Source organism: Thalassolituus sp. (assembly GCF_034111725.1).
Taxonomy (GTDB): Bacteria; Pseudomonadota; Gammaproteobacteria; order Pseudomonadales; family Oceanobacteraceae; genus Thalassolituus.
Genome location: NZ_JAWUWR010000055.1, coordinates 1 through 12,316 on the forward strand (window position 1 = coordinate 1; position 12,316 = coordinate 12,316).

Sequence of the window (12,316 nt, forward strand, 5' to 3'; positions counted from 1 at the left end):
CATCTGCGCAGCACCCGTGATCATGTTTTTGACATAATCCGCGTGTCCTGGGCAATCAACGTGTGCGTAGTGACGGTTTGGTGATTCGTATTCAACGTGTGACGTTGAAATAGTGATACCGCGCTCACGCTCTTCTGGAGCATTGTCGATACCGTCGATTGCAACGGCAGCACCGCCCCATACTTCTGAACATACGCGAGTTAACGCTGCAGTTAGAGTTGTTTTACCGTGGTCAACGTGACCGATAGTACCCACGTTTACGTGGGGTTTTGTGCGTTCAAACGCTGCCTTTGCCATGACCTTATCTCTCTGTCAGTGGTGTAAAATTTAGATGCACAAAAAGGCAGGCTCATGGCCTACCTTGTCGTATCAATATTGGTGCTGATACCCAGAGTCGAACTGGGGACCTCATCCTTACCAAGGATGCGCTCTACCGACTGAGCTATATCAGCGAATATTTGGAGCGGGTAGCGGGAATCGAACCCGCATCATCAGCTTGGAAGGCTGAGGTTCTACCATTGTACCATACCCGCCTATCTAGCAGGCTGGCCTGCTAACGGCTATATAGCTTTCCGGCCTACTCCGATAATCGCCGAGGCGCTTATCATTTTAAAACTGGTGGTGGGAGCTGGATTCGAACCAGCGAAGCTTTCGCGTCAGATTTACAGTCTGATCCCTTTGGCCGCTCGGGAACCCCACCAAAGTGACGCGCATTATCAGGATGAGACGACAAGCTGTCAACTCTTTTTGGCTTATTTATTATCAACTTAGCTGATAAGTCTAAGTCGACTTCAGTTAAGACACTCCACCAACTTCCACTCAACCCCATGATCACCAGCTTGAACACGTTCGCGCATGCGCTCAGTAAGTTGGGCAACTTCTCGAATTTCTACCCAGTATTCAAGCTGACGCTTCCCAATCTCCACAATATCCACGGAAAATTCATAGGTTTCGACTTCGGCTTTAAGTTTCTTGGCAGAATCTAGGCTGTGGAATAGCCCTAGTGAGATACCTTCAGCAAGGTCGCCTTGGGTAATTATGTAGCTATCAATAGAACGGCGCTGAAGTTCTTTTAGCGTTGCCATTGCAGCGGCACGATCAATACGTGGCGGTACATGAACCCAATATTCGATATCGGTTTGCTCGCCAACGCCAATGCTATTGATCATGCCGGTTAATGACAATGCCGCAGCACGAGCTTGTACATGGCGCGCATCAAGATCATCTTTATAAGGGCCAAGCACATAGCACAGTTGACGCGGTGCTGAGCTAAATTCAGATTTAGGGGCTGGTGCCAGCGGTTGCTCGGCCTCCCAAACTAAACGCAATGTCTTGCCGGCAATAGGCGCTGCAGCGACGGTATTGGCGACTGATTCGCTTTTCGGTTGAGCCAAGAAATACCCAGCCACCACGATATTAGCGATAACTAAACTATAGAAGATCCAGCGCATAAGGAATCCATACCATCAAATATCAAGTCTGGGCTGTAGCTAAGCCCCAAACGACCGGCCAATAATTGTCCATCACCTCCTGTAATAAGAGGTTGGTGCTCAGGGTACTCGTCCAATAAGGATTGCACCAGAGCCAGATTTTGTCGCAAAACCCCTGCAGCGACGCAGTTTAAAGTGTTCTTACCAGGGGCAATTTCTTGCTCATTTTGCTCATCTTGGTATGGACGCACGCGATCAGTACCAGTAAACAAAGCATTTTGCGCCATACGTAAGCCCGGTACGATATAGCCACCTTGATGCTGATTATCGCCCGAAAACAAATCGATCGTTAGGGCGGTTCCAGCGTCCACTACCAGCAAATCGCCTGACTGCAGGACGCGCCCACCGAGCATAGCCAACCAACGATCAACACCTAAACGGCTTGGCTCGGGGTAGCAATGTTTAAATTGTGGCGATGATGGTACTGGCTCTTTCAGCCACTGCAAACGCTGACCGAATATCAACTCCAGCTGAGTGTGTAAATCAGCCTGTGCACGTACGCTCGATACCATTACCCGCTGCGGTTGCTCCACCCAAGTTTGCAATACAACATCGGTAGCATCGCAGTCACCGTAATGGCGTTCGCCGCTTAACGTCGTCAGCCGCCACTTAACGCGACTATTACCCACATCAAGAAGCAGGACGGACACTGAGCTCTCCTGCACTGATCACTTCCATACCACGCTCGGTTTTCAACATTAATTCGCCCTTACGGTTTACGCCTTTAACAACACCGGCAATGGTATTTGATGGCGAAATAATATTGACCTCTTTATCGTGATAAATATCTCTCTCCGACCAGTACGTTTGCCACGGAGCAAAACCTGTACGTTGAAATTCATCCACCAGTTTTAGCAATTCATCCAATAAAGTAGCCGCAACATCATTGCGCGATAAATTGGGATTAAGGCTACGCAATTCAGCCCAAGGCTGATCGATAGCGGCAGCATCGGCTTCGCTCAGCGATAGATTTAAACCAATACCAATCACCACTTGGCAATGACTGTTGTATTCGCCCGTCACTTCTAAAAGTATGCCTGCTAGCTTACGCCCATCAGCATAAATATCGTTCGGCCACTTTAGGCCAATACCTTCAATACCTAAGCGCCCCAAAGCACGTTCAACCGCAATCGCGGTTAGCAAACTAAGGCCTTCTAACGATGACATGCCGCCAGAAAATGACACCAACAACGATAAATAAATGTTCTTACCGAATGGGCTAACCCACTGACGACCACGCCGCCCGCGCCCACCCGTTTGCTTCTCAGCCAGCACGGCATAGCGCTTACCCATATGATCGCTAGCGCGTTCAAACAAATAAGAGTTGGTTGAGTTCACATCCAGCAAAACGTCGAGAATATCCAAACGCTGACTAATACTGCCTCGAATTCGCTCTGGCTCTAGTAATTCAATGGCATCGTGCAAACGATAGCCCTTACCTTTTACCGACGAATAAGGAATATCCAGATCATCCAACTTTTTTAATTGCTTCCATACGGCGGCACGGCTAACACCTAGCGCGTCGCCTAACTCTTCACCCGAATGAAATTGGCCATCTGCCAGTAAAGCCAATAATTTATTCAGCATGCCGATCCCCATAGTTGTTGGCTGCCATCTGTATGAACAGCGACTATATCAAAAGCGCAAGGAATTGAGACTAACTACTGATACTCAACGTCGCGACGCTAGAGCCATATTTATTGCAGTTCGATTTCGATTAGGTCCAAGCTGCCCTGTTCATACATCACATCGACATCATGAAGGTTCCGCACGACCATGATGACTATATGTAACTTTGCGCCGCTTTCAGGTTTATTACACAAACTTATTGCGCCTTACGCTATGCTTATTCATCTGTCGCAATGGTTATCGCCCCATTTATGAGATTACTCTCTCTATTCTTCTGCCTAATAACTCTCGTGCCAATAACACACGCGACAGAGTATCTCGTGCAGTCAACGCGTACGAATTTTGACGGCAGTCACCGTTACTACATCGACTTGTTAAACAAAGTGATGGAGGCAAGCGCCGACAAGTACGGGGCTGCTACAATTATCGAAAGCCCAAATAATTTTAGCCAAAACCGCGGATTCCTTGGGCTTGAAGATGGTTGGATTGACATCTTCTGGGCCGGCTCCACCGCTGAGCGCGAGAAAAATAGCCAAGCCATTCGCATTCCACTTTACGCAGGCTTACTAGGACGGCGAGTTCCCGTTATTCGTCGTGGCGATCTAGCGAAGTTTGAGGCTATTAATAAAGAGGGATCACTAAAAGCCCTTAAAGCATGTCAAGGCGATCAATGGCCGGATTCTGATATTTTGGAAAATGCGGGTTACATACTAGAACGCGTGCATAAGTTTGAATTGATGTACAACATGCTTAGAGCTGGGCGTTGTGACTATTTTCCGCGCGCGATAACCGAAGTTTATGCCGAAATTGAGGGGTATGGTGGAGAGGATTTAGTTGTCTTCGATCACATTATTATTTCTTATCCGTTTCCTATGTACTTTTTTGTCGCTAAAGACAACGCAACACTGACAGAGCGACTCACATATGGCTTAGAAAAGATGGTGAATAGCGGCGAATTACGCAATTTTTTACAGACCCATCCCACAACCAAAGATGCTTTTCCATTAACTCGCTTCGACAATTCGCTCATCTTCGATTTACCGAATGTTTCTCTACCTAGTAAAACACCTGTTAACAATCCAGACTTATGGATTCCCTTTAAATAATCCAATTTGCTTAACGTCGGCAACATCCATGTCGCCCTAATGGTTCATCAATCGTTATTAAAACTTCGCAGCAAACGCTAGCTGAAAGCCACGTCCCGGTTGCGGCACGATGTTTTTAACAAACGAGGTGTGATAGCGCACCGCTTCATCCAATAAATTCGTACCTTTTAAATCGAGTTGATACTCCACCTTGGGCAAATACCAACGATAACCAATACCTGCCTCTAACAGCTGATAGCTAGGCGTTGGGGTTTCACCTTTATCGGCCAGCCGAGTTTGCTCGTCATTATGCATCCAACTAATAAAACCCTGCCAATGTAAGGCTTGATAATTGATACCAGTGCCGATTCGATCACTAGGCATACGCGGTAAGTTGCCACCGCCAACTAACTCACCCCGCACCCGATCGGCCATTGCCGTAAGCTGCCACTGCGGCGTAATGGCATAGCCGACATTCACTTCGCCACCGCGCAAAACGGCATTTCCTTGAGTAAATTGATAGGCTGGCAAATCATCCACCAGCACGGTATCAGTACCTGTTAGCAAAGCCTGCTGGTAGATGAATTGGTCTACCCGATTTTGATATAGGCTGACACTTCCGGTCCAGCGCCCGACATTGCGGCGCACAGAAACATCCAAATTATATGAGTGCTCTGAATCTAAATCAGGATTACCAATTTCGTAGGTCAGAGTCGATTCATGCGCACCGCACGAAAACAACTCTTCTGCATCCGGCGCACGCAAAGCCGATGTTGCCGAAATCGCTAACTGCCAGCTGGCATCAATATCGTACAGAGCACCAAGGGAGGCGCTGGTATTACCAAAAGTTTTATTTTGATACGCGCCTAAGCCAAAGCCGCAAACACTGTTAACGTCATCCGGGGTTTGCGGTGAGTGCTGAACTCGGTCCCAGCGCGCTCCGGCACTCAAAGTGACCGCACCAAAGTCACGTTCGGCTAACCAGAAAACGCCAATCTCGTTGGTTTGAGTGGATGGCACGAGTGCCTCCTCACCAATAGCCGAGAAGTCAGTTTGCGAACCTTGCAGCCCCAGCGTCTGCTCGATATTTCTAATAGGCGTTAGAGACAGTGCAATCCTCGACTCTATTGCTTCTTTCGCAAAGGTGGTTGGCCCTTGCTCTTCGTGATCAGGCTCAGCAACTGCTGCATCATCATGCGCTTCTACATGGCCTTCGCTGTGCTCATAATCGGTCCAAGCTAAATCGAAATTGAGGTTAGTGACACCCGGAAATGGATCACTAGCTTTAGCATCAAAGGCAATTCGAAGCTGCTTCAGATCCACTCGAGCAACACCTTCTTCTTCTTCTGCCTCCGAAGGATCAAGCACCGCCTCCTCGTCGCCATGATCATGCCCGGGTAAACCAAAACGACTAGTAAGACGACTGATATTCAAACCGGTCGAACCAGTATCAAAAAAATAACGCGTACCGGCACTCAACTGACGGTTGTATTCAATATCGCTGTTATCTAAACGACTCGACTCAGCATCGTGGTATTCCAACACACCATCATCATTATGAATTTCACCGGCTTTTCTCGGCACGCGATAATCGTCACTGCGTAATTGGCCTGCGCCGAAGCTCCAACCCCAGTCGCCTTGCCGACCTTGTTGATTGAGACGAATATCTTTACCGCGATTAACCGTGTTGTAGCCCAAGTTAACCTCGGATTCGACCCCCTCTTCCTGCGGCTCAGCAGCAACCACATTGACGACGCCACCAAAAGCCCCGCTGCCATACAGCAAGGTTGCAGGCCCACGTATTACTTCAATCTGTTGTGCTGTGTTGGTTTGCACACCGACAGCATGATCAGGACTTACCGTTGAGGCATCCACAGCCTTAAGACCATCCTGCAATATGCTGACACGGCCACCACCTAGCCCACGAATAACAGGTCGGCCGACCGCACTACCAAAACTGCTGTTATGGATGCCCGGCTGCTGGCTCAGGGTTTCACCCAAGGACGTTGCGCGAGCTCGCTCCAAATCATCGTCAGATAAAACAAACACCGGCTGCGCAGAATCGGTGGCTGAAGCATTATTAGGCAAGGCGGTGACTGTAATGGTTTCTAATTCGATGGCGTTGTCGCTATCTGGAGAATTGGTATCGGCATAAGCAAACACAGAATTTGCTAATAACAATGACAGGCCTACGGTATGAATAACAGGAGCACGAAAAAAATGACGCATGCGTCTTCCTCTAAAAACTAAGTCAAAATTGAATGGTATAACTGGCGTGACGTTAGTTCGCGGTAGGAGGTCCGCGATTTTGAGGAATAGCGCGTAGCTCACCATGGGATGGCAGCAATGGTGCTAGAGGTTCAGGCGTATGATCAAGAATTAAAGTGGGCAGTGAGATAGCTAGCGGAATTAAACCACCCGCGTCAGCAGCGGTTGAGCACAACTCACAGTGCTCGCCAATCGCATGCCCTACCAATTGCTCGTGCAGCGTTTGCAGACTGGCCATCATGATGACCAGCATGCAAAGCATCAGCGCAAGAGTGGAACCGGATTGACGTGGCGGCATAAGAAACTGTTATATAGTTACAATTTGGCTATAGTTTGCCCAATTTATGCCAAAGGGTAAAGCGCCATGCGGTAAAGTCAGGCGCTTTTTCTTAATTTTCGACGTCTTTTAAACGCGTATTGAAGTGATGCTCGATTGCTCGATGGACTTCTTTGGTAGTCGGAGTCCGTTCGGTGTGTACCAAAATCAGCAGCGACTGCGCATGGATGTGGGATTCACCATCAGGGTGCGTTTCAACATGGCCGTCTTTCGTAACGTAGGCCAGCGGAGTACCTAAACTCGCTTGCACAATAGCCGTTACCACATCAGCCCAACGCTCACCTTCCAACCACACAGGATAACGTACCGTATGATCGTTAGCGTGAGTAAACATATCCTCAATCAACAGCTCAGATCCCGGAGCAACCATGGCACGCACAATGATTTCGGGATACGAACGAATTGGTCGCAACAAAGCACGGATATCGAGTGCTTTTAAACGTGGACGATTTAGATCATCAACACATTCAACGATGGCTTTATGCCCTAAATGCAATTCAAACAAGCGGTGCGAAACATCAAAGGTGTAACTATCGCTTTCTGAGGAATACTCATCGCGCGCTAAGACAACGATATGCGCAGCGCGCTTAGCACCGGCCCTATCCAAGTCCTCGGGACGACTAGCAAGCCCTGTCACATGGACAACGCCTAATTGGCGCAAGCTATCGGGTAAGCCATCGGTAAAGTCTTCATTTAGCAACATAATCGGCGTGTCATTAAACTCACCGCTTTCACGAATTTGCGAAATCATACGATGAAAATACGACTCTCGATTGTATTTCGGTGCATTGATAATGAGGATGTGATCAGCCATGTTCCAGTCCCAGTGACCGCTGCGAATGCGTTCGCGGCGTGCGATTCGATAATCGACATAATCACTAATGAGCAAGGTCATCAGCGTTATGCCACAAAGAAACATCAAAAAAATTGTCGACGCCTGACCAGCGACGCTCGACGCCGATACATCACCATAACCAACCGTGGAGAGCGTTGCCATCGTTAGCCAAAAGCCTTCCCAAGGCGACATCCCCTCAAACACCACCATAGCGGCAGAATGCAGCAACACGAAACCAAACAAGGTGAGCATAGTGCGAACGAGACTGCGCATAATATTGCGGTCGGTTTGATAGACCGCTTGGCGTACGCGCTTACGTTGGCGCACAAAACGGGTGAATTTATTCATGCGGCCATCATAAACTGCCGCGAGCCACACGGCCAACGTGCAAAGAAAAAGTTGTAACAACAGCGCGAATTCATGCCAATGTCAGATATCTGAGGCAAAGTAAGTTAAACTGCCTTCGGTTTTACATTTCCAAATTAGAGAGTCCACATGGGTTACCACATTTACGGCATCGGCAACGCGCTGGTCGATAAAGAGTTTGAAGTTGACGATGCCTTCTTTGCCAAGGCTGGTATTGAAAAAGGCATGATGACATTGATCGAAGAAGATCAATTGGCCAGCATGTTGGCGACGTTGCAAGCCGAGTATGGCTTAAAGAAACGCGCCTGTGGCGGCAGTGCTGCCAATACCATTATCGGTGCCAGCTACTTTGGTGCTAAGGCTTACTACACCTGCAATGTCGCCAATGATGAAGCAGGCGAGTTTTACGTAGCCGATATGCAAGCGGCCGGCGTCGACACCAATATGAATGGCACACGCGACCATGGCGTGACCGGAAAGTGCCTTGTGATGGTCACTCCAGATGCCGAACGCACCATGAATACCTATTTAGGCATTACCAGCGAACTGCATCAAAAGCACATTAATGAAGATGCTTTAGCGCAGTCTGAATATGTATACATCGAAGGCTACTTAGTCACATCCGAACTATCACGCGAAGCCGCTATTCGTGTGCGCGAATTAGCCCGTAAAAATAACGTCAAAGTGGCGATGACTTTCTCTGATCCTGCCATGGTGCAGTTTTTTAAAGAAGGCATTACCGACATGATAGGTACAGGTGTCGATTTATTGTTTTGCAACGAACAAGAAGCCAAGTTATTCACTAACACTGATCATATCGACGCCGCGATCGAAGGCTTGAAAAAAGTCGCGAAAACCTTCGCCATTACGCTTGGATCAAAAGGCGCTGTCGCCTTTGATGGCGAGCAATTACACACCATTGCGCCGCATAGTGTTACTGCTGTCGATAGTAATGGTGCTGGCGATATGTTCGCAGGCGCCTTCTTGTATGCCATTACTCACGGCCATGATTTTGCGGCTGCAGGCCGCTTAGCCAGTGCCGCATCTGCACAAGTGGTAAGCCAATTTGGACCACGTCTAAATGCTGAACAGCACGAACCGCTAAAACAGCACTTGGCCTAATGAAAACAACCAGCGGCGAGCCATTTTCCGCTGGTTGTTTTTTGAACAATTCAAACGCACGTTCCGATTTCAGCCCCCCGCTTAATGTTTATTTGCCACTTATCCGAGTGGTTATCCACAGAATCTGTGGACATCTTTGCTATCAAGAACCGATCTTTTAGAGAACTGTCTATTATCGTATAAATCGTCAAAATATTAACAAAATCATCAATATAGACTGACGGAATCTTGTCGCCACATCGTTGTCTTATCCACTCAGGCAAGCTGTAAAAATTCATCCATTTTGATTACACACAAGATAACCCCATAGCGCCCACAGTTTATGCACAGCTTCCTGTGGATACATGTGGATAACAAAAACGTGATCTTGATCACTGCTTATAACTTGCTGTACGGCGACAATTAGCTTTACTGAATAGACATTCAGAAAAGGGTTATAAATGACGAAATTTCAGCGGATAGCACTGCCTGTGCTTCTGCTAGGGCTAAGTTTAGGATTTTGGCGTAGCGAGGCCTTTTTAACCGTTGCAGCCGGTGTGGCTGTTTTTCTATTTGGAATGATGTCGCTGGAGCGTGGATTTCAGAGTCTTAGTGGCGGCTGGATGGAACACTGGCTCCAACTCGTAACCAATAGCACTGGGAGATCTGTTTCGTTAGGCGTGGTGAGCACCACTCTAATGCAATCCAGTTCCCTCGTATCCCTATTAAGCATTTCTTTCTTGTCCGCTGGATTAATTTCACTCAGCAGTGGGCTCGCAATCATATTTGGGGCCAACTTAGGCACCACGTCTGGCGCATGGCTGATTGCTGGATTCGGCCTGAAAGTTAATTTATCGGATCTTGCTTTGCCCATGCTGGTATTCGGCATCGTGCTACAACTGCAAAGCCGCCCCTCATGGCGTAGCCTTGGGCACTTATTAACCGGGATTGGCTTTCTTTTTCTTGGTATTCAGTTCATGAAAGATGGCTTCAGCAATTTGCAAAGCCAAATGCAATTAACGGCAATGCCTTTTCAAGGCTTTACCGCTCTTCTGTTATTTACCGGCTTAGGTATCATTGCCACCGTTGTTATGCAGTCAAGTCATGCAACATTAATATTGATACTCACCGCTCTAGCCCATCAACAAATTCATTATGAGGATGCACTTGCTGTCGCCATCGGCGCTAATATTGGTACTACGGTCACGGCCATTCTCGGCAGTATTAGCGCCAATGCCGCAGGTAAGCGCTTAGCGTTGGGGCATGTTGTTTTTAATCTCGTCACGGGCCTTGTTGCGCTGCTCGCGCTCCCTGTTCTGATACCCGTGGTCGAACTGCTGGGGAACGGCTTAGGGATAGCAGCAGACAACTACACCTTGCGCCTCGCCTTGTTCCATACGGTATTTAATATATTAGGTGTCGCCATCATGCTGCCGCAGTTAGAACGACTGACGAAGTGGCTAGAAAAACGTATTCCTGCGGACACGATTTCAATAAAAATACCACGCTACTTAAACGACGCAGCATTAGAGTCCACGCTGGCCGCAACCAGCGTTACACGCCAAGAAAGTCAGCGCCTTACGCGCCATGCGCTGGATATCGTATTGCGAGCGTTAGATTGGGAACCGCGTAGCTCTCATACGGGGTTGCTCCTGCCGCCCGCAAAAGAATTCACTGAGAAGCAGATTGAAGATGCTTATCACAGCCGTATCAAAACGCTCTACAACGCCATAGTACGTTTTATTAGCCTTGCTCATAAAACCCCTGGCACAACAGAGCTTGAACCTCTAAGACAGTTCCGGTCAGCGACGTACCACATGGTCGAAGCAGTCAAAACTTCGCGCTTACTGCATAGCAATTTATACCCAGCGTTACACAGCCATCATCACGCTCTACACTCAGCATATGATGCCTTACGCCAAGATATTCGTGAGGTCGTGACATTAATCGAAGGTATTATTGCCAAAAGTAACAACGACCCAATCATGGCCGCCACTGCCTTCAATGACAATTTACTGGAACTAGAACATCAGAAATTACGTCTTGATGATGCACACGAGCGGGCAGATAGTGAAACCGAACATATGATTCGTGAGCATATAGTGACACCAGCGCAAGCAACCTCACTCATGAACGACCAAGGCTATGCGCGCCAAATAGCCTTAAGCTTGATTAACGCAGGGCAGGCACTTATTTTGGCCCAGCTACCGCAGACGTCCAAAGCGCAAACCATGATTCAGCTCAGTGACGAAGATGTCACCCAAGTTCGCCAAACTCTCGCCACGGATGCGAGCGAGGAGCCAAATCGTGAAGCTTGAAAAAATAGTACAAAAAATCGCGAATTTTATGAGTGATGATGCGCGCGGAGTATCTCGACGAGCCATCAAACAAGTCATAAAAGGGCTAGAAGAAAAACAACTTAAGCTCGAAGCACACAGCATCGATCTAGAGTTAAGCGAAGAAGAACGTCAGAACGCGCGAGAAAAATTAGCCATCGTTAAAGTACAACAAGAAAAAGCAGTACAGCTTCTCAGCAATAAGAACAACAACAGTACAGATTAGCCCGCTTCTTTTACCCACTGACGCTCACGCTGCAATAAAAACTGCTTACGCTGAACACCCCACCGATAACCCGATAGCTCACCATTTGAGCGCACCACACGATGACACGGAACCAACACCGCCAACTTATTCGCCGCGCAAGCACCAGCCACCGCACGGACTGCCGCTGGCGCACCGATTTGTTCAGCCAACGCCGAATAACTTACGGTTGAACCGACAGGAATATGCTGTAAAGCATTCCATACACGACGTTGAAACTCAGTGCCACGCATTTCTAATACCGGCAACTCAGACAATGCTTGGGGCTGCTCTAGGCAACGAATCACTGTACTAATACGCTTAGCTAAACGGCCATCATCTTGGCGAATACGCGCTGCTGGAAACGACTGCTGTAATTCCTTTAATAGCGAACTGCGATCATCCCCCACCAAAATTGCGCAAATAGCGGCATCAGAACCCGCCACTAGAATTAAACCCAACGAGGACAAACCCCAACCATAATCCAGTAGTTCGATGTGTGGTGTATTCATGATTTGTCCTCCCTTCAATGACGTGGGCACACGTTACTCCTTTCAACGACGACAAGCGACCGCGGCCAGAGAACATCCTATTCCACTGGAGAAACAACCGACAGAAGCCGACA

Annotated in this window: 12 protein-coding genes and 3 tRNA genes; 4 read left to right on the forward strand and 11 right to left on the reverse strand. The window is 48.2% G+C overall.

Annotated elements, in window-relative coordinates; genetic code table 11:
- From UXZ23_RS09085 to birA, 7 genes are all read right to left on the reverse strand, one after another.
- A partial coding sequence (locus tag UXZ23_RS09085) for a GTP-binding protein (protein WP_320820275.1) occupies positions 1–297 on the reverse strand: 297 nt, incomplete at its 3' end.
- 79 nt (positions 298–376) lie between these two features.
- Positions 377–452: transfer RNA gene (locus UXZ23_RS09090), tRNA-Thr, on the reverse strand.
- A gap of 7 nt (positions 453–459) precedes the next feature.
- Positions 460–533: transfer RNA gene (locus UXZ23_RS09095), tRNA-Gly, on the reverse strand.
- Between the two features lie 83 nt (positions 534–616).
- Positions 617–700 (reverse strand) — tRNA-Tyr (locus UXZ23_RS09100).
- A gap of 91 nt (positions 701–791) precedes the next feature.
- A complete protein-coding gene (locus tag UXZ23_RS09105; protein WP_320820276.1) occupies positions 792–1,451 on the reverse strand; it encodes a hypothetical protein in 660 nt (219 codons plus the stop codon).
- Positions 1,427–2,140, reverse strand: a complete 714-nt coding sequence (locus UXZ23_RS09110; RefSeq protein WP_320820277.1) for a type III pantothenate kinase — start codon at positions 2,138–2,140, stop codon at positions 1,427–1,429. Before UXZ23_RS09110 ends, UXZ23_RS09105 begins: the two co-directional genes overlap by 25 nt.
- Positions 2,121–3,077, reverse strand: a complete 957-nt coding sequence (birA, locus tag UXZ23_RS09115; RefSeq protein ID WP_320820278.1) for a bifunctional biotin--[acetyl-CoA-carboxylase] ligase/biotin operon repressor BirA — start codon at positions 3,075–3,077, stop codon at positions 2,121–2,123. The genes UXZ23_RS09110 and birA overlap by 20 nt, the downstream gene beginning before the upstream one ends.
- A 362-nt stretch (positions 3,078–3,439) precedes the next feature.
- Between birA and UXZ23_RS09120 the strand changes: the two genes are divergently transcribed.
- Complete coding sequence (locus UXZ23_RS09120; protein ID WP_320820279.1) at positions 3,440–4,225, forward strand: transporter substrate-binding domain-containing protein; 786 nt, start codon at positions 3,440–3,442, stop codon at positions 4,223–4,225.
- 57 nt (positions 4,226–4,282) lie between these two features.
- Here UXZ23_RS09120 and UXZ23_RS09125 read toward each other — a convergent pair whose 3' ends face one another.
- The 3 genes from UXZ23_RS09125 to UXZ23_RS09135 form a co-directional block, all read right to left on the reverse strand.
- Positions 4,283–6,433 carry a TonB-dependent receptor gene (locus tag UXZ23_RS09125; RefSeq protein ID WP_320820280.1) on the reverse strand — a complete coding sequence of 717 codons (2,151 nt, stop codon included), beginning with the start codon at positions 6,431–6,433 and terminating at the stop codon, positions 4,283–4,285.
- Between the two features lie 52 nt (positions 6,434–6,485).
- Positions 6,486–6,770, reverse strand: a complete 285-nt coding sequence (locus UXZ23_RS09130) for a DUF2946 family protein (protein WP_320820281.1) — start codon at positions 6,768–6,770, stop codon at positions 6,486–6,488.
- Between the two features lie 91 nt (positions 6,771–6,861).
- Positions 6,862–7,992, reverse strand: a complete 1,131-nt coding sequence (locus UXZ23_RS09135) for a potassium channel family protein (RefSeq protein WP_320820282.1) — start codon at positions 7,990–7,992, stop codon at positions 6,862–6,864.
- A gap of 147 nt (positions 7,993–8,139) precedes the next feature.
- On the opposite strand from UXZ23_RS09135, the gene UXZ23_RS09140 reads away from it, so the two are divergent.
- The 3 genes from UXZ23_RS09140 (at position 8,140) to UXZ23_RS09150 (ending at position 11,673) form a co-directional block, all read left to right on the forward strand.
- A complete protein-coding gene (locus UXZ23_RS09140; protein WP_320820283.1) occupies positions 8,140–9,132 on the forward strand; it encodes an adenosine kinase in 993 nt (330 codons plus the stop codon).
- Between the two features lie 440 nt (positions 9,133–9,572).
- Positions 9,573–11,429 (forward strand): Na/Pi symporter, encoded by a 1,857-nt coding sequence (locus UXZ23_RS09145; RefSeq protein ID WP_320820284.1) that lies wholly within the window; start codon positions 9,573–9,575, stop codon positions 11,427–11,429.
- Positions 11,419–11,673 (forward strand): hypothetical protein, encoded by a 255-nt coding sequence (locus tag UXZ23_RS09150; protein ID WP_320820285.1) that lies wholly within the window; start codon positions 11,419–11,421, stop codon positions 11,671–11,673. The genes UXZ23_RS09145 and UXZ23_RS09150 overlap by 11 nt, the downstream gene beginning before the upstream one ends.
- Here UXZ23_RS09150 and UXZ23_RS09155 read toward each other — a convergent pair.
- Positions 11,670–12,203 carry a methylated-DNA--[protein]-cysteine S-methyltransferase gene (locus tag UXZ23_RS09155; protein ID WP_320820286.1) on the reverse strand — a complete coding sequence of 178 codons (534 nt, stop codon included), beginning with the start codon at positions 12,201–12,203 and terminating at the stop codon, positions 11,670–11,672. The genes UXZ23_RS09150 and UXZ23_RS09155 overlap by 4 nt on opposite strands.
- Between the last annotated feature and the right edge of the window lie 113 nt (positions 12,204–12,316).